Raw genomic sequence first — 17,682 nt, 5'->3', positions numbered from 1 at the left:
GGTAATAGGTCTATTTAAAAATATTATTTTTATCTTCAAGGCCTGAATGTAACCGTATGAGGCCTGAAATAAAATGTACCCTTCGGTATGGGACGTTGGCTGGGTTCTGTTTTTTAGTCCCGGCAGTTTTCTACGTGCCTATAAGGTCTTGGTTGAATTTGTCCGAAGGTATCCTGTTGACGATGATGGCCGTTTCATTGGTTGTTTTTGTGACCGTTCATGCCTACACTACCTCCATTCGGTTTATAAAGCTGGAGGAGCAATTGAGGAATCAGGCCCGAAAGGTATTGGAAAAGCTACCCAACTCGGTTTGGATTCTGTCTGCCGATAAGCAGGAGGTCTTGTTTTCAAATGAGATGGCTGCCCGGTATTACGGGACAATTGATGCCATAGAGGGTAGTCAATCAGCCTTTTTGGCATTCTTTCAGAATCCGGAGAGGGTGGATTTGTCGGCAGTAAATCAGGCGTTTACCGTACGAAGCCTAGTAATGGTCGATCGGTTTTATGATCCAAGACAGGTGGATTTGATCGTAATGCCTGTGGAATTTGAGAATAGGGCCTGCCTGCTGGTACTGGCAGTAGATCATTCCATTGTACAACAATCGGTAGAAGAAAATCTTAAGCTGAACGATTCCTTGGTTGCCCAAAACGAGCGGTTCAGGGATTTTTCTTTTTTGCATTCCCACCATATTCGTAGCCACCTGGCGAATATACTCGGAATTACCCAAGTTATAGGCGATCAAAAAAAGCTTTCCGCAGACGTGCTGCACATGCTCAAAAAATCGGCAAAGGCGTTGGATAGGGAAGTAAAGAAGATAAATAAAATATTGATGGAGAATAGTGGTGAAATAAACGGATCTTCACCTGCCGGAGACCGGGTGGGTAAGGTAATCATCTTCGTCGACGATGATAAGGTTCAGCATATGATCAACAAGCGGATTCTGATGAAGATAAACCCGCTTTTGGAGTTGGTCTTTTTTGAGAACCCCTATGAGGCACTCAGTTGGTTGGAGCGGAATGTGGCCGATATTTTGCTACTTGATATCAACATGCCCTTGATGGAGGGCTGGGATTTCCTGCACCTAATGAAGGAACGCGGAATTAATATTGAAGTGAAGATGTTAACTTCGTCGTTGGATCCCCGTGATATCCAGAAAAGTCAACGTTTCGATATGGTAAGCGGCTTTTTGGTGAAGCCGCTTCGTAAGGAGGTGATCGATGAGTTTCTCTAGGTTTTTTTGAGATAAAACGTTACTAAAAACCGAATAATAAAAGGATCATGTCAAAAGCAACCGCTGATGAAAAACTGTTTCTTGGCAAAAGACTGAATAAATTCTTTGTGGGTCTGGCGAGTGCCTTCGATTTTGTAAAGCGGTTCTTTGTGGAAGTTTGGCTTCCCCCTTATGAAGGCAAAGAGTTTATCCGGCAGTGTTACCAAATCGGGTACAATTCGCTGCCACTTATTTCGCTTACAGGGTTTATTGTAGGGATTGTGTTTACCAATCAGTCAAGGCCTTCCTTGTCCGAATTTGGGGCTACTTCTTGGCTTCCAGCCCTTATTTCCATTGCGGTGGTACGTGCGATGGGTCCTTTGGTGACCGCGCTGATTGCTGCGGGAAAGGTGGGATCGAGTATAGGTGCGGAGATCGGTTCCATGAAGGTAACCGAGCAGATCGATGCCATGGAGGTGTCTGCTACCAATCCATTTAAATTTCTGGTGGTAAGTAGGGTCTTGGCGAGTACCTTCATGATCCCTGTCTTGGTCATGTACACCGATTTCGTGGCGTTGATAGGATCCTTTATCAATGTAAACCAAAATGAGCTGGTGAGTCTTAGTACGTTTTTTGTTCAGGTGTTTGACGCCCTGTCTTTTTTGGACATAACCTCTTCCTTGCTCAAGTCACTGGTGTTTGGCTTTACCATTGGCATTGTAGGTTGTTATAAGGGATATAACTCTACCAAAGGTACAGAGGGCGTGGGCAAAGCTGCCAATGCAGCGGTGGTTATGGCCATGTTTTTGATTTTTATCGAAGAATTGCTTGCGTTACAGATCACGAACTTCTTCAGACAAATGTAGGCGATGCGAGAAAAAGTTATAGAAATTTCCAATCTGAAAAAATCCTTTGGAGATCTCCACGTTTTGCGTGGGGTCGATATGGAACTTTACAGGGGAGAGAATTTGGTTGTGCTCGGTAGATCCGGCACGGGCAAGTCGGTCTTAATCAAGATAGTCGTGGGTCTTTTGTACCAAGACGAGGGCAGCTGTAAAGTGCTCGGTCAGGAAGTGGAAGCCCTGCCCCTGAAAGAGTTGAACAAACTCCGTCTTAAAATCGGCTTCTCCTTCCAGAACAGTGCACTGTACGATAGTATGACCGTTCGGGAAAACCTGGAATTTCCGCTCACCCGAAACGTAAAAAACCTCACCAAGGCCGAGCGGGATAAGCGCGTCGAAGATGTATTGGACGGTGTGGGGCTTTTGGCTACCATCAATCAAATGCCATCCGAACTCTCTGGAGGACAGCGAAAGCGAATAGGCATAGCCCGCACGCTTATTCTGAATCCCGAGATAATGCTCTACGACGAGCCAACAGCCGGCTTGGATCCGATTACCTGTGTAGAGATTAATAACCTTATCAATCAAGTGAACGAGCGGTACCATACTTCGTCCATCATCATTACGCACGATCTCACCTGCGCAAAAATGACAGGAGACCGAGTCGTGATCTTGCTGGATGGGATATTTAGTTCCCAAGGCACCTTTGAAGAGGTTTTCCGATCCGAAGATCCGCGTATCAAATCCTTTTATGACTACAATTTCATAAATACATGAAAAACGATAATAAAAAAACCGTGATTGTGGGCATTTTTGTCCTGATAGGCATTATAATTTTAGTGCTGGGCGTACTTACGCTAGGTGCGCAGCAAAAGGCCTTTGTGAAGAGCTTTCGCGTCTATGCCGTGTTTGATGATATCGGTGGCCTGCAAACCGGAAATAATGTGTGGTTTTCGGGGGTGAAAATCGGAACCGTAAAAAAGATAAATTTCTACGGTGACTCCCAGGTAGAGATAGAAATGAACCTAGAGTCGAATGCCCGGGATTTTATTCGCAAAAACTCCAAAGCGACTATTAGTTCGGACGGGTTGATAGGAAACAAGATCATAGTGATCTACGGAGGAACGAACGAGGCGCCGATTATTGATCCGGGAGACCGATTAGAGGCAGTGATGCCCCTAGATACGGATAGAATGATGGAGACCCTTCAGGAAAACAATAAAAATCTCGTGTCAATTACGACCGATCTTAAAGTATTGACCGGAAGAATAGCCGCAGGTGATGGCATCGTGGGTGCCCTGTTGACAGATTCGTCGTTGGCAGTAAGTTTACGAGAATTGTTGGTTGATCTTGACCGTTCGGCCCAAAACAGCCGCATCCTCACTTCTGAACTGGCCAGTTTCTCCAAAAAGCTTAACCAGAAAGGAACGCCCATTGACGAGTTTCTGCGAGATACTACTTTGGTAGGCAGCTTGAAGGCTTCTACCTCTGGATTGGAAGAAACCATTCAACAGGCGAATGTGGCGGCAGAAAATCTTCAGCTGGCCACCAAAAAACTGGGGAGCTCTGACAATGCTGCGGGTATGTTGCTGAATGATAAGGACTTTGCCGCCTACATCAAAGGTACTGTACATAATCTGGAAGAGGGTACGGAGTCGTTTAATGAAACACTGGAAGCCTTGCGGTATCACTGGTTTTTCCGGCGTTCCTTTCGGAAAAGTGAAAAGGCAAGACAGGAAGCCTTAGAGGAATAAATAAATTAGCGGAGCCATCTCCGCTTTTTTTTTGTTTCGTGCTTTTGGTCTAAAATGTCGCTGATCAAGGAATCAAAGCCCTTTTTTTTGGGTTATTCTTATATCTGTCTTTTTTAATTCCACCTAATTCACTTCATTATGTCACAAGATCCATTTCGAGTCAAAAGAAAATTAGAAAGTGCTAAGGGTGCCTTGTATTACTGGAGCCTCGCTGAGCTTCAGCACCAAGGGCATGCCATAGAGAAGCTGCCATTTTCTATCCGTATTCTGTTGGAAAACGCCCTACGGAACTTCGATGATTTTGCCATAACAAAAGAAAACCTCGATACGCTCCTGAACTGGACGCCCAAGCCCTCAGATAAGGATATTCCCTTCAAGCCGGCTCGTGTGTTGATGCAGGATTTTACTGGTGTGCCGGCGGTGGTGGATATAGCCTCTTTGCGGGCGGAAGCCGTACGAAAAGGCAAAGATCCCAGCCAAATTAACCCACTGATCCCTGTTGACTTAGTAGTAGACCATTCCGTACAGGTTGATTTTTTTGGTACCAACTATGCGTACAAAAAGAACGTCGATGTGGAATATGAACGGAATGGCGAGCGCTACGAATTCTTGAAATGGGCGCAGAAATCCTTTGATAATTTTTCCGTGGTGCCCCCCGGCATGGGAATATGCCATCAGGTAAATCTGGAGTACTTGGCCCAGGGAGTTATAGCCCGCGATGGGGAGGTCTTTCCCGATACACTGGTGGGAACGGATTCCCATACCCCCATGGTGAATGGCATTGGCGTTGTGGGCTGGGGCGTAGGTGGCATAGAGGCGGAAGCTGCTATTCTTGGCCAGCCCATTTACTTTATCATGCCCGAAGTGGTAGGATTGAAATTGTCGGGAAAGCTTCCTTTGGGTACCACTGCCACAGATATGGTGCTGACCATTACCAAATTACTAAGAGATCATGGGGTGGTGGGCAAGTTTGTGGAGGTATTCGGCCCAGGGCTGGATAGTCTGTCCGTGCCCGACCGGGCCACGATTTCGAATATGTCCCCTGAATTCGGCTGCACGGTGACCTACTTTCCGATCGACGAACGCACCCTTGATTACATGGAGAAGACCAACCGCTCCTCTGATCAGATCGACTTGGTGGAGGTATATACCAAGGAAAATCTTTTGTGGAGAAACAACGAGGAAGCAATTACTTACTCAAGCGTGGTAGAGCTGGATCTCAGCACGGTAGAGCCAACAGTATCCGGGCCGAAGCGACCACAGGACAAAATTTTGCTCCGAAACTTCAAAGCAAAATTTGGAGAGGAGCTGGAGAAAGTTCATGGTCGTGCATACATCCCCATCGATCAGCGGGATGAAAGCCGCTGGTACGCTGAGGGCGGTGGTGGTCAGCCCATGGGTTCCGGAGAAGGTACGGGTTCAAAAGACATCGAGATCGAAACCAACATAAAAAATGGTTTGAAAACCGTGGTCGTGAAGCATCAGAATGAAAAGTTTGCGCTGCACGACGGGTCTGTGGTGATTGCTGCCATTACTTCATGCACAAATACCTCCAATCCGAGTGTGATGGTCGGAGCGGGTCTGATGGCAAAAAAGGCCCGGGAGCGCGGATTGGATGTAAAGCCCTGGGTCAAAACCTCTTTGGCACCGGGATCCAAAGTAGTGACGGATTACCTCCAAAATGCCGGCCTGTTGGACGATCTGGAGGCCCTGCGTTTTCATGTAGTGGGTTATGGGTGTACGTCCTGTATCGGGAATTCGGGGCCACTGCCGAGGCACATTGCCCAGGCAGTGGAGGAAAACGATTTGGTGGTCGCTTCCGTATTATCGGGCAATCGGAATTTTGAAGCCCGGGTTCATCCACAGGTGAAAATGAATTACCTGATGTCCCCCATGCTAGTGGTCGCCTACGCCCTTGCAGGGAGGGTAGATTTAGACCTACAAAAGGAACCGATCGGTTATGACCCCAATTTGGAGCCTGTTTATCTGAATGACATCTGGCCCTCGCAGGAAGAAATTATGGAAGTCATCAGTTCCGTGTTATCCCCTGCGGATTTTGAAAAGAATTATGGGCAGATTTTTGCCGGAAACGAGCAGTGGCAGGCACTTACGGCGCCCACGGATCAAGTATATAGATGGTCTGAGGAATCCACCTATATCAAAGAAGCTCCTTTTTTCAAAGGCATTGCAGAGGAGGTAACCGATCCCAAGGACATTGCTGATGCCAGGGTTTTATTAATGCTGGGGGATTCAATCACCACGGATCACATTTCCCCGGCAGGTTCTTTTAGGGCAGAATCAGCGGCCGGAAGATACCTGACCGAGCGGGGCGTTCCGGCAGACCAGTTCAATTCCTATGGGTCTAGGCGTGGCAATGACGAAGTGATGGTACGTGGCACCTTTGCCAATGTCCGTATCAAGAATAAACTCGCCCAGCAGGAGGGCGGCTTCACTGTTCATTTGCCCAGTGGGAAAGAAATGAGCGTGTACGATGCATCTATGGCCTACCAAAATGACCAAACGCCCCTGCTGGTATTGGCGGGGAAGGAGTACGGTAGCGGTAGTTCGCGGGATTGGGCGGCTAAGGGTACCAACTTGTTGGGAATAAAGGCAGTATTGGCGGAGAGTTACGAGCGTATCCATCGGAGCAACCTCGTGGGTATGGGTGTGTTGCCACTCCAGTATGCAGACGGACAAACAGCCGATTCGTTGGGTCTGACCGGGAAGGAATTGTTTTCCGTCGAGGGTATTTCTGGCGGATTGACCCCGCTAAAAATATTACAGGTGTCCGCTACGCGGGAAGATGGAACGACGCAGAGCTTTGAGGCCATTGCTAGGCTGGATTCCGAAATAGAGATCGCTTATTATACGCATGGAGGCATACTTCACTACGTCCTGAGGCAGTTTTTGGCGAGGTGAATTACTTCATTCTGACGCCTCATGCCTAATACCTCTGGAACATGCTTCTACCCGGTAGACAGGTTCGGCTATGTTAAAATGATATATGCTTCGCGATATAAGTGGATATATGCCTTCGGCGATATAGGGGGGTACGTTTATGAGGTTGGGTTCGCTTCGGTTTTTTGGCTTTGGAATGGATGTAGGATTCTAAATTCTTACGTACATGGGTCTTACATAAATCTTATGTCTTATGTCTTGTGTCTCACATCTCACATCTCACATCTCACATCTCACATCTCATCTCTCATCTTGCGTCTTAAGTCTTACGTCTCGAATCCTACGTCTCTCAAAAACAACAATTCCCGACCCACATTTGCGGCATAGGCAAACATTTTTGTAAGTTTAGGCCTATGATAAAATTTACGGATAAGGAGGTACGCTGGGGCGTGCTGGGCGTGGGGGCGGTTTGTGAACGCAAAAGCGCTCCCGCCATGCAAAAAGTGGACAATTCCCGCTTGGTGGCTGTGATGCGACGAAATGGCGAATTGGCCCGAGACTACGCCCAGCGACATGGTGTGGGCAAATGGTACGACGACGCAGATGCGCTCATTGCAGATCCCGAGGTCAATGCCATCTACATTGCTACTCCGCCAAATGCACACCTCGAGCTCACCCGAAAGGCCGCGGCGGCAGGAAAGCCGGTATATGTAGAGAAACCCATGGCCCGTACCCACGCCGAATGCCTGGAGATGATTCGGATCTGCGAGGCAGCAGGAGTGCCCCTTTTCGTGGCCTATTATCGGAGGACCCTACCCAACTTTTTGAAAATCAAATCCCTGTTGGAATCTGGTGTGATCGGTGACTTGCGCTATGTGCAGGTTCTGATGAATCAGCCCGCCCACCCGGACGTAAAGACCGGTCCGGATGAAAACTGGCGCATCAATCCCGATATATCCGGAGGAGGGTATTTCTACGACCTAGGTTCCCATCAGCTTGACTTTCTTGATTACTTATTGGGTCCGGTAAAATCCGTACGGGCGTTGGCCAAGAATCAAGCAGGTTGGTATGGGGTAGAGGATATCGTTTCGGCCGGTTTTGAGTTCGAAAGCGGCGTGATGGGGTCTGGTGTTTGGTGTTTTACTACTTCGGAGGTTGCCAAAACGGACATGACCACCCTCGTCGGATCCAAAGGACAGATCAGCTATCCCTCTTTTTGGGATACCTACGTGGACCTAGAGACGGATGCGGGCGTAAATGAGCGGTTCACGTTCGAGATGCCCGAGCATATTCAAACGTTCCTGATCACCTCTATCGTGCAGGAATTGCTAGGTGAGGGAAGCTGCCCCAGTACCGGACACAGTGCTGCCCGCACCAACTGGGTCATGGAGGAAATGACCGCTTCCATGCGAAAAATATAATGGAAGAATAACGCCACGTCTATTTTAGTTTAACTTAATAAACCATCACCTATGTCGGAAACTATGAGTAAGAAAGAACTTGGATTTGGAATCATCGGTACTGGAGCCATCGCCGGTATGCATGCGGCCGCGATCAACGCCTGCGAGAGCGCTAGGCTGGTAGCCGTATGCAGTTCAACGGCCGAAAGAGCCAGTCAGGCAGCGGAGAAGTTTGGGGTGCCGGCCGATCATCAAATCGAGGAGTTTCTGAAACGGGAAGACATAGACATAGTAGCCATTTGTACACACAGTGGCAATCACCTCGAGCCCGCCCTCGAAGCGGCCCGGGCCGGTAAGCATGTGCTGTTGGAAAAGCCCATCGAGGTCAGTCTGGATCGTGCCGACCAACTCATAGCAGCCTGTGAGCAGGCGGGGGTAAAATTGGGGGTGATTTTTCAAAACCGCCTGAAACCAGGCTACCTAAAGCTTAAGCATACGGTGCAGGAGGGCAGACTTGGAAAACTGCTTTTGGGAACAGCGGCCATCAACTGGTATAGAGACCCATCCTACTACAGCGGCAGCGACTGGAAGGGAACATTGAAGGGCGACGGTGGCGCGGCCCTGATCAATCAGGGGGTGCACACCATCGATTTGTTGTTGGATATCATGGGCGAAGCCCAATCCGTCTTTGGTCAGGTCAGAACGGTTGTTCATGCGATCGAGGGGGAAGACTTGGGGGCAGCGTTGGTGAACTTCAAAAATGGTGCACTGGGTACCATCACCGGTGGCACGGCCCTTTTTCCAGGCAATCCCGAGCGCCTGGAGGTCTACGGCGAAAAAGGGAATATCATACTGGAAGCCGGTAAGATTGTCGTGTGGAACGTGTCCGGAAGCGATGCCGGTGTGCCTGATTCTGATGTAGGTGGCAGCGGCGCTTCTGATCCCATGGCCATTGATTTTCGCCTTCATCAGGGACAGGTGGAGGACATGGTCGAGGCTGTATTGGCCAATCGAGAGCCGATGGTTACCGGCAGGGATGCCAGGCGTTCCCTGGAGCTTATTTTGGGAATCTACGAGTCCTCAAAAAGCAATTTGCTGGTTAAATTTTAACCTTTATCCCAACCGCACCGGCCGGTTTTCAGCGATGGAGCGCATGGCTGCTTCGGCAATCTCCATTGCCTTTAAGCCGTCATACCCGGTAGCAGGCATGGGGCTGCCCGAGGCGAGCGCTTCGAAGAAAGCGGCTAATTCCAGGCGGTAAGATTCTGCGTAGCGATCCATAAAAAAATCCAGGTTTTTGCCGCCCAGGGTTCCGGTTGAACTGGAAAGGAGGGTGCTGGTTTTGACGGGATTTTCGACACGGATCATGCCCTTGGAACCAAATACTTCCATTCGCTGATCGTACCCGTAGGAGGTTTCCCGGCAGTTTTCAATGGTAGCAATAGCCCCATTGGCAAAGGTGAGCACGACGGACGCAAAATCAATATCTCCAGCTGCTTTGATGTCTTCGCTGACCATATTCGCGCCTTGGGCATACACCTCCACCACTTCGGAGTCCAGTTGGTGGCGGGCCATGTCAAAGTCATGGATAGTCATATCCATCAGCATGCCGCCCGACCGCTGAATATAAGCAATGGGAGGAGGGCCTGGATCCCGACTTATCAGTCGAAGTGACCGTATCCTACCCAGATCTCCCGAGGCGATCCGCTGCTTTGCCTCCGCAAAACTGGGGTCAAAGCGTTGGTTGAATGCGAGCATTAGGGGAACGTCGCAATCCGATACGAGGGCTAGCGTTTGTCGTACCCTATCCAGCGAAAGATCCAGCGGCTTTTCACAAAACAGGGCCTTTCCGGCCTTCGCTGCTTGTTCCACGTAAGCAGCGTGGCTGTCTGTGGCAGAACACACCAAAATGGCGTCGATATCGGGATGTGAAGTAAGTTCGGTTGCGTCCTCTGTCACCAACGGAACACCCATTTGGGCTGCATAATCCCTACCGGATTGGGAGGGATTCATGGCCCCCAATACCTTGACTTTCCGAAAATGGGTCAGGCAGTTTTGCAGGTGGATTTTTCCGATTCTTCCAATTCCGATAATGCCGATGTTCATAAGTGGGTTTGTTTGCCCTAAAAATAGCCTTTTTTTTAGCTTTTTGGATAAAAGGTATGGACTTTTGATGGATTAAGCCATAAATTGGAAAACAAACAAAGAGCTCAAAATCAATCGGTATGTTCAGTTGGAAACTCGGTCGTCTTCCTTTAGCGTTTCTTGCCTTAGTTGGTGCGTTGCTAGCCTTTGCTGTAGGCTGTGGAAGTGGAGGGAAGGAATCCGAAGTTGGTTTACCCGAGGTGGTGGATTTCAATTTCCATATCAAACCCATCTTGGTGCAAAAATGCTACCTATGCCACGGACCCGATCCCAGTAGCCGGGAAGCTGATCTAAGATTGGATTTATTCGATGGAGCTACGGCCAAGCTGGAGAGAGGAAAACAGGCTATTGTGCCTGGAAAGCCAGGTAAATCCTATCTGTTGGAGCGCATCACCCATCACGACTCGGAGCTGCGGATGCCGCCGGCGGCCACCAATCAGGAGGTTACAGCGGAGGAGGTCGCCCTTATACGGAAATGGATCGCCCAAGGAGCGGAATATACGCCTCATTGGGCTTTTGTCGGGCCGGATGCATCCAAGTTGGAGCGTTTTGCCACGTTGACGCCCACCCAAGCCATCGATAGCCTAGTAGGGGAAAGCATACGGCAAAAAGGGCTAGCGATCGCAGCAAAGGCAGATAAAAACGCCCTTATTCGCAGGCTTTCCTATGTATTGACCGGGTTGCCCCCCAACCCGGAGGAGGTGGAAGCATTTCTGGAGGATGATGCCATATACGCCTATGAAAAGCTGGTGGACCGTTACCTTGAGGCTCCCTCTTTTGGAGAACGCTGGGCAAGGCATTGGATGGACGTGGTGCGCTATGCCGAAACCCGGGGTCATGAATTTGATTATGCCATACAGGGTGCTTGGCGCTATCGCGATTACCTCATCCGTGCTTTTAACGAGGATGTTCCCTATGACCAATTTATTAGGGAACAATTGGCGGGCGATTTGATGGAGTCTCCGAGGTTTCATGCAGAGGCCCGTACCAACGAATCCGTACTTGGCACGTTGTTTTATACCTTGGGGGAGGGAACCCATAGCCCTGTGGATACCCGCAAGGACGAATCAGACCGCATCGACAACATGATCGATGTCACCAGCAAGGCCTTCCAGGCACTGACGGTGGCCTGCGCAAAATGTCACGACCACAAATTTGACCCCATTCCCACGGCCGACTACTACGCGCTTTATGGAATCATGGAGGGAACTCGGTTTTCACCCCAGCCAGCCAACCAACTGGAAATGAGAAACGTGTCCCTTCGGGAAGCGCAAAAGCTTCAGGCTCACATCAGGCAGCAGTTTGCATCGTCTTGGGAATCCGCCCAGGGAAAACAGGTGCCCGTTCAGTTGACCAACCTTCATACAGTGGATGAAGTGGTTGAAGGCGGGGTAAAGGTGCTGGGGGATTTCAGAGGTCAGGATTTTGGAGGTTGGAAGAGTGATGGCATGGCCTTTGGTTCCAAGACTACCCTTGGCAATCCGGTGTTGACCGAGGATAGAAAAGCCTTGCAGAAACTGGACGAGGGTATGGCATCCAGTCGATATTTTGGTCTGGGCAAGTTTGGGGTATTGAGATCGCCGGATTTTGTCATCGATGCAAAGTACGTGGGGGTAAAAGCGAGGGGCAGCTTAGGTACGGTTCGGGTAGTGATGGACAATTTTCAACTTATCCAGTATCCCATTTACGGTGGGATGAGCCAGCTGGTACAGTCGGGGGATTGGAAAGAGCTGGTGTTTGATGTAGGACAATGGAAGGGCCACAAGGCTTACTTGGAGGTGATGCCGGGACGTTTTCAGTCCCATAATTACGTGCAAGGTCACCAGGACTTTGTAGAAGTGCAGTATGCCATATCTTTTGACAATTCCTGGCAAGAGCCTAGTCTGAAGCATACAGAAGGCACGCCGCCTATGGGGACAATTATCAAAAATTGGGTTGGTTATCGATCCTCTCCCCATGAAATCGAGCATCTAAACCACTGGATTGCGCAGGGTAAGGAGAGGAGAACCGTGGAGGGATTGGAGAAAATGGCCCGGCAATGGGCGGACTTGACCGATCAGGTCAAAGATACAGTGTTTTTCAGCGGCGTAACCGAAGGGTACAGAACCGAAAGTCCGGTTTTTATCCGGGGTAGCCATACGGATCTTTCTCCCGATAAGGTACCACGCAGGTTCATGCCAGGAATTACCGGCAGCAAGCCGGTTTTTGGAGACGCCGGTAGTGGTCGGCTTGAAATGGTGGATGCTTTGCTGGGTTCAGAAAACCCCTTGACCAGCCGGGTAATGGTAAACCGTATTTGGCACCATCTCTTTGGTCGCGGCATCGTGGAGACTGTGGATAACTTTGGATTACAAGGCAAGTTGCCCAGTCATCCGGAATTGTTGGACTACCTAGCACTGGTATTCGTCGAGCAGGGATGGTCCGTGAAAGAGTTGATTCGAGCCATAGTCATGACCGAAACCTTTCAGCGGGATTATCAACCCGAGGAAATGGCCAGAAAGTTGGATCCAGAAAATATTTTTCTTGCCAGTTACCCTGTAAGGCGGCTGGAAGCAGAGGCCATTCGGGACGGAATGCTTCGGGTAGCCGGAAATCTACGCGAGGAGTCGTTTGGCAAGCCGGTACCGGTGCATCTGACCGGATTTATGCAGGGTCGTGGCAGGCCCGGTTCATCCGGCCCGTTAGATGGCGATGGCCGAAGAAGCATCTATATAGAAGTACGTAGAAACTTCATCAACCACCTGTTGCAGACATTTGATTTCCCAACTCCCTTCACCTCTTTTGGTAAGCGGGATGTTACCAATGTACCTGCCCAGTCCTTGATGCTGATGAACGATCCCTTTGTGGTACGCCAATCCGAAGTCTGGGCACTACGTGTGCTGGCAGCCGGAGACAGTACCTTGGCCCAACGTATTGACCGTCTTTATTGGGAGGCTTTTTCACGTAAACCGACGGCCGAGGAACTTCAGGTGGGCATTGACCTGATTCGGGGGTGGGGTGTGCGGCAGGGTATGATCAGCGACCTAGATCTATTGGGAGATAATGGATTATGGTCGTCCTATTGCCACTCCCTGTTTAATTTGAAAGAGTTTATTTACCTGATGTGATTATGTCGAAACTACCGTTATACCACCAATTGAACCGCCCGATTAGCCGAAGGGAGATGCTGGAAGTCTGCCGATGTGGCTTTGGGTCCCTGGCCTTTATGGGCATGATGGGAGGGATGGCAGCTGCCTGCAGACCTGCCGCCAAGCCTGCTTCGCCCAAGGACGTATTGGATCAATTGGCGAAAACACCTCATTTTGTTCCCAAGGCCAAAAACGTCATCTTTTTGTACATGGATGGCGGGGTATCCCAAGTGGATTCGTTTGATCCAAAGCCCCGCTTGGAAAAGGAAAACGGGCAAGATCCCAAATTCAAGGTGGATGCCACCCAGTTCAACGACAATGGCAAAATTCTGATGAGCCCATGGAAGTTTAAACAGTATGGTGAATGTGGCATGGCAGTTAGCGAGCTTTTTCCACACATTGCTACCTGCGTGGATGACCTGGCGCTTATTCGTTCCATGGTTTCCAATTTCCCGGAGCACACCAATGCCAATTATTTTCTCCATACCGGAAGTGGCCTTCAAGGAAGGCCCAGCATGGGAGCCTGGATCAATTACGGCCTCGGTACGGACAACAGCAACCTTCCGGGCTATGTGGTGTTGGACGGCGGACTTATTCCTCCCGGCGGAGTCGACAACTTCAAAAACGGATTTTTGCCGGCGGATTACCAAGCTTCGATTATGAAAGCCGGTGATGAACCAGTCGCCAATATCAATCCATACGATGCAGAGGGCAGGCCGCAGCGGGAGAAATTGGACTTTATTCGGGCCATGGACCTGTCCCGATTGGGAGACGTCGGGGCAGTAGATGCGGTCGAGGCTGCGATTTCGAATTATGAATTGGCCTATCGCATGCAGTCTTCGGTGCCGGAACTTACGGAATTTGATGCCGAGTCGGTTGCTACCAAGCGCCTTTACGGGCTTTTTTCAGACGATCCGAACACGCGAAATTATGGCGCCCAATGCCTGATGGCCCGACGGCTGGTGGAGCGGGGCGTTCGCTTTGTAGAGCTTACCTGTCCCATGGTGGGCAGGGGAGTGGACCGATGGGATCAGCACTCCAATCTGAAAGATGGGCATGAGCGGAATGCCCACGCCGTTGATCAGCCGATTGCGGGGCTTCTTAAGGACTTGAAGTCGAGAGGCCTCTTGGAGGAAACCCTGGTGGTTTGGACGGGGGAATTTGGCCGCACACCCTTTGCGCAGGGGAGCGACGGCAGGGATCATAACCCATCGGCCTTTAGTATGTGGATGGCAGGTGCAGGGATAAAGGGAGGTACCATCTACGGGCAGACCGACGATTACGGATACCGTGTGGTGGAAAATCCGGTTAGTATCCATGACCTTCATGCCACCATTCTTCATCTATTGGGGGTGGATCATTTTCACCTTACCTACCATTTTGGGGGAAGGGATTTCCGCTTGACCGATGTACACGGACACGTGGTAAAGGCAGTCTTAAGTTAGACAGATGAAACGAACCGTGCTTCAGAAAGCTTTTGCGGATGGGCTCATAGAAAGGGCAGAAAGGCTGGAGGCTGGGCTGGTTCCCCGCTGGGGTACCATGACGCCCGCCGAGATGCTTCGGCACTGTACGGTAACCAACGAGCAGATTCTGACTTGGGAGGGCACTCTGCGCCCGGCGACCCTATGGCAGCGAGTGGTCAAGTGGTATAGCCTCTACCTGCTTCCGCGCTTTCCGAGGCATGTGAAAGGGCCGAAGCGATACGATATGAAGGGGCAGGTGGCAGATGGGCAGTTTGAGACTGAAAAGAGTCGCTTAATTTCACAACTTAGAAAGTTCCCCCACTTGCGAAAACCACTGTATAGCCCCCATCCCTTTTTTGGCCCCTTAACTACCCGTGAATGGGGATGGGTAGTCTATAGGCATTTAGATCATCATTTTAGGCAGTTTGGCGTCTAAAGATATACGCTCTTGGATTTAGCTTCTGATTGGGAAAATAGTTCATCAGGTATGGGAAAAGGATTCGATAGGCTTATTTTGAGGAGATGCCTCTGTCCCTTGTTTATTGCGCTTCTGCCCGTCTTCCAAGGCATGGGACAAGGTCAGCGCGAACTTACCTCGGTATCGTCACCACATGCGGCCACCCTTGGGATAGATGCCGATTTTCCTGGGGGCAACGTGCGGGTCGAGCAGATTATAGCTGATACGGTGTATTTTGGGCCAGATCTAAGGGATACCTCCGGTGAATGGTTTTATTGGAATTTCCGGGCACTTTCGTCAATTCCCAAGACTTGGTATTTTAAAGCAACAAAAAGTAACCTGATGACGGGGCTCGGGGCGGCCTACTCCCTGGATGGGGGTGAAACCTGGCATTGGCTTGATCGCAATGATCACCTTAGCGACCGCCTGTTTTCGTTTACCTTCGATCGGGCAGACCAAGCGGTACGGTTTAGCATGGGCATGCCCTATACCCAACGGGATCTGGCTCGGTTTTTGACTGGTTTTCAGGGAGATCACCGGATCGCCTTGGACGAGCTTTGTATCTCGGAGCGTGGAAGATCGGTGGAAAAACTGGCGATAGGAAGCCGTTCGGCCTCGCCAAGCTATAACGTGCTGGTTACCGCCCGCGCCCATGCCTGCGAGATGATGGGCAACTACGTGATGGAGGGTATGATTTCGGCCCTGCTTAGCGAAACTCCCGAGATGAAGGCCCTGGCTGAACAGGTTTCTTTTTGGTTTATCCCTTTTTTGGATAAAGATGGGGTGGAGGATGGCGATCAGGGAAAAAACCGGATACCCCGCGACCACAACCGGGACTATTCGGGAGAGAGTATCTATGCGAGTACCCGATCCCTACGGGAACAGGTGCCCAAGTGGGTAGGTTACGTTCCGTGGGTGGGCATTGACCTTCATAACCCTTGGATCAAGGGTGAAAACAACGAGTGGATCTATTTTGTAGGGAATGCAAATCCTGCGATTTCTTCGGAACAGGAGCGTTTGGTAGAGATACTTGCCAAAGGGCACCGAGGGCCGATGAAATTCACTGAAAATGAGGGCTTTCTTCCCTTTGGGGTCGCGTGGAATACCGGATCAAATTACGATCAAGGTGCTTCCTTTGGGCAGTGGGCAGCGGGATTTCACGGCAGAGGACTGAAGATGGTCACCACATTGGAGTTTCCTTATGCGTTGAACCATGGACAGATGGTAACAACCGAGGGTGCCCATGCTTTTGGTGTGGACCTGATGTATGCCTTGGGGGAATACCTGGATATCGGGAAATGAAAGGGCAAAAAAAATCCCCGACGTCTCTGCCGGGGATTTGAAGTATGGTTTTTTTGGAGACCTCAGTTGGCCACATCCATGATTTCCACGTCAAAGACCAAGATGGAATTGCCAGGAATATCGGCTCCGGCACCCCTCGTGCCATAGGCTAGGGGTGATGGAATGATCAGCTTCGCCTTGTCGCCTTTTCGAAGCAGGCTTAGGCCTTCATCCCAACCCGGAATAACCTGCCCCACGCCTACCTGTAGGTCGAATGGACTGTATCCTCCCGCCTGATCTCTCTGCTCATTGTATATATTGTTTTGCTGCGCCACTTCCTTGATACTAGTATCGAATATTTTCCCATCCAATAGGTAGCCGGCATAGTGTACAGAAGCTTGGCTTCCCTCTTCAATCTCAGGACCCGAACCTCTCTTTTCGATTACATAGTACAAACCCGATTCGGTTTTGGTCGCATCTAGGTTGTTATCCTTCACGTATTTTGCAATGGTTTCATCCTCAAGGATCAAGCGATCGGCAGCACCGGCATTTTCAGCATCCATAGCTTTCTGCTGTAGATCATTGAAATAAGCCATGATGTTTTCTTCGTCCAATACCTCAAACGCGCCAATTCGGATTTTAATGGTTTCATCTGAGGTCAAAAATGGAGGCGTATTGTCTTCAAATACTTTGGAGGCTTTCGCTTCCACAAGTATGCTGTCTCCTTTTTTAAGCCCCAGAAATATTTCATCCATAAAATTGTTCTTAGGTATGGAGTCGGAGTACCTCAGGTATCCAGGCATGCCCTGATCTGCTGTGGAGATAAAAACACTGTCTTTGCCGGTTCTTACTTCCAGGTTGTAAAGGACAAATTCGCCCTCTAACGGTTTTTGAGTACCTTTTTTGATGTAAGTAAATTCCTGTCCATCGGATGTTTTTCCGGTCTCTTTGCAGGAAACATTAAATCCCACTAAGGTGGAAAGTGCTAGATAAAAAAATGGTTTGATCGACTTTTTCATAGATATTTAATTGTTTTTAAGAAGCTGTTTGAACCCCAACATCGCTACGGGCAATCTAGATAATCAGCATTATCCATTCCC

General features: G+C 49.8%; 13 protein-coding genes. 11 read left to right on the top strand and 2 right to left on the bottom strand.

The window, feature by feature from the left end; genetic code table 11:
- Positions 1 to 152: 152 nt before the first annotated feature.
- The 7 genes from ADIS_RS23335 (at position 153) to ADIS_RS03670 (ending at position 9,215) form a co-directional block, all read left to right on the top strand.
- Positions 153 to 1,232, top strand: coding sequence for a response regulator (locus ADIS_RS23335; RefSeq protein ID WP_010852985.1), 1,080 nt, complete (start codon positions 153 to 155; stop codon positions 1,230 to 1,232).
- A 47-nt stretch (positions 1,233 to 1,279) separates the two neighbouring features.
- Positions 1,280 to 2,077: an MlaE family ABC transporter permease gene (locus tag ADIS_RS03695; RefSeq protein ID WP_010852984.1), complete on the top strand. Its 798-nt coding sequence runs from the start codon at positions 1,280 to 1,282 to the stop codon at positions 2,075 to 2,077.
- 3 nt (positions 2,078 to 2,080) lie between these two features.
- Complete coding sequence (locus tag ADIS_RS03690) at positions 2,081 to 2,830, top strand: ABC transporter ATP-binding protein (RefSeq protein ID WP_010852983.1); 750 nt, start codon at positions 2,081 to 2,083, stop codon at positions 2,828 to 2,830.
- Entirely contained in the window at positions 2,827 to 3,807 is a 981-nt protein-coding gene (locus ADIS_RS03685) for an MlaD family protein (RefSeq protein WP_010852982.1), read from the top strand. Before ADIS_RS03690 ends, ADIS_RS03685 begins: the two co-directional genes overlap by 4 nt.
- Before the next feature lie 138 nt (positions 3,808 to 3,945).
- Positions 3,946 to 6,726, top strand: coding sequence for an aconitate hydratase AcnA (gene acnA, locus ADIS_RS03680; protein ID WP_010852981.1), 2,781 nt, complete (start codon positions 3,946 to 3,948; stop codon positions 6,724 to 6,726).
- A gap of 392 nt (positions 6,727 to 7,118) precedes the next feature.
- Positions 7,119 to 8,126, top strand: coding sequence for a Gfo/Idh/MocA family protein (locus ADIS_RS03675; protein ID WP_035804571.1), 1,008 nt, complete (start codon positions 7,119 to 7,121; stop codon positions 8,124 to 8,126).
- 63 nt (positions 8,127 to 8,189) lie between these two features.
- A complete protein-coding gene (locus ADIS_RS03670; RefSeq protein ID WP_035804569.1) occupies positions 8,190 to 9,215 on the top strand; it encodes a Gfo/Idh/MocA family protein in 1,026 nt (341 codons plus the stop codon).
- A 3-nt stretch (positions 9,216 to 9,218) separates the two neighbouring features.
- Here ADIS_RS03670 and iolG read toward each other — a convergent pair whose 3' ends face one another.
- Positions 9,219 to 10,211, bottom strand: coding sequence for an inositol 2-dehydrogenase (iolG, locus tag ADIS_RS03665; protein ID WP_010852978.1), 993 nt, complete (start codon positions 10,209 to 10,211; stop codon positions 9,219 to 9,221).
- Between the two features lie 119 nt (positions 10,212 to 10,330).
- Here iolG and ADIS_RS03660 point away from each other — a divergent pair, with 119 nt between their 5' ends.
- From ADIS_RS03660 to ADIS_RS03645, 4 genes are read left to right on the top strand one after another with little or no spacing between them, the layout of a single operon-like run.
- Complete coding sequence (locus ADIS_RS03660; protein WP_010852977.1) at positions 10,331 to 13,357, top strand: PSD1 and planctomycete cytochrome C domain-containing protein; 3,027 nt, start codon at positions 10,331 to 10,333, stop codon at positions 13,355 to 13,357.
- A gap of 2 nt (positions 13,358 to 13,359) precedes the next feature.
- A complete protein-coding gene (locus ADIS_RS03655) occupies positions 13,360 to 14,823 on the top strand; it encodes a DUF1501 domain-containing protein (protein WP_051113250.1) in 1,464 nt (487 codons plus the stop codon).
- A 4-nt stretch (positions 14,824 to 14,827) separates the two neighbouring features.
- Positions 14,828 to 15,280, top strand: a complete 453-nt coding sequence (locus ADIS_RS03650) for a DUF1569 domain-containing protein (protein WP_035804568.1) — start codon at positions 14,828 to 14,830, stop codon at positions 15,278 to 15,280.
- A 51-nt stretch (positions 15,281 to 15,331) separates the two neighbouring features.
- Positions 15,332 to 16,603, top strand: coding sequence for a M14 family zinc carboxypeptidase (locus tag ADIS_RS03645; RefSeq protein WP_155907100.1), 1,272 nt, complete (start codon positions 15,332 to 15,334; stop codon positions 16,601 to 16,603).
- Between the two features lie 62 nt (positions 16,604 to 16,665).
- On the opposite strand, the gene ADIS_RS03640 is transcribed toward ADIS_RS03645, so the two are convergent.
- A complete protein-coding gene (locus ADIS_RS03640) occupies positions 16,666 to 17,601 on the bottom strand; it encodes an FKBP-type peptidyl-prolyl cis-trans isomerase (protein WP_010852973.1) in 936 nt (311 codons plus the stop codon).
- Between the last annotated feature and the right edge of the window lie 81 nt (positions 17,602 to 17,682).

Source organism: Lunatimonas lonarensis, assembly GCF_000390185.1.
Lineage (GTDB): Bacteria > Bacteroidota > Bacteroidia > Cytophagales > Cyclobacteriaceae > Lunatimonas > Lunatimonas lonarensis.
This window is presented reverse-complemented; position numbering and strand designations above follow the sequence as displayed.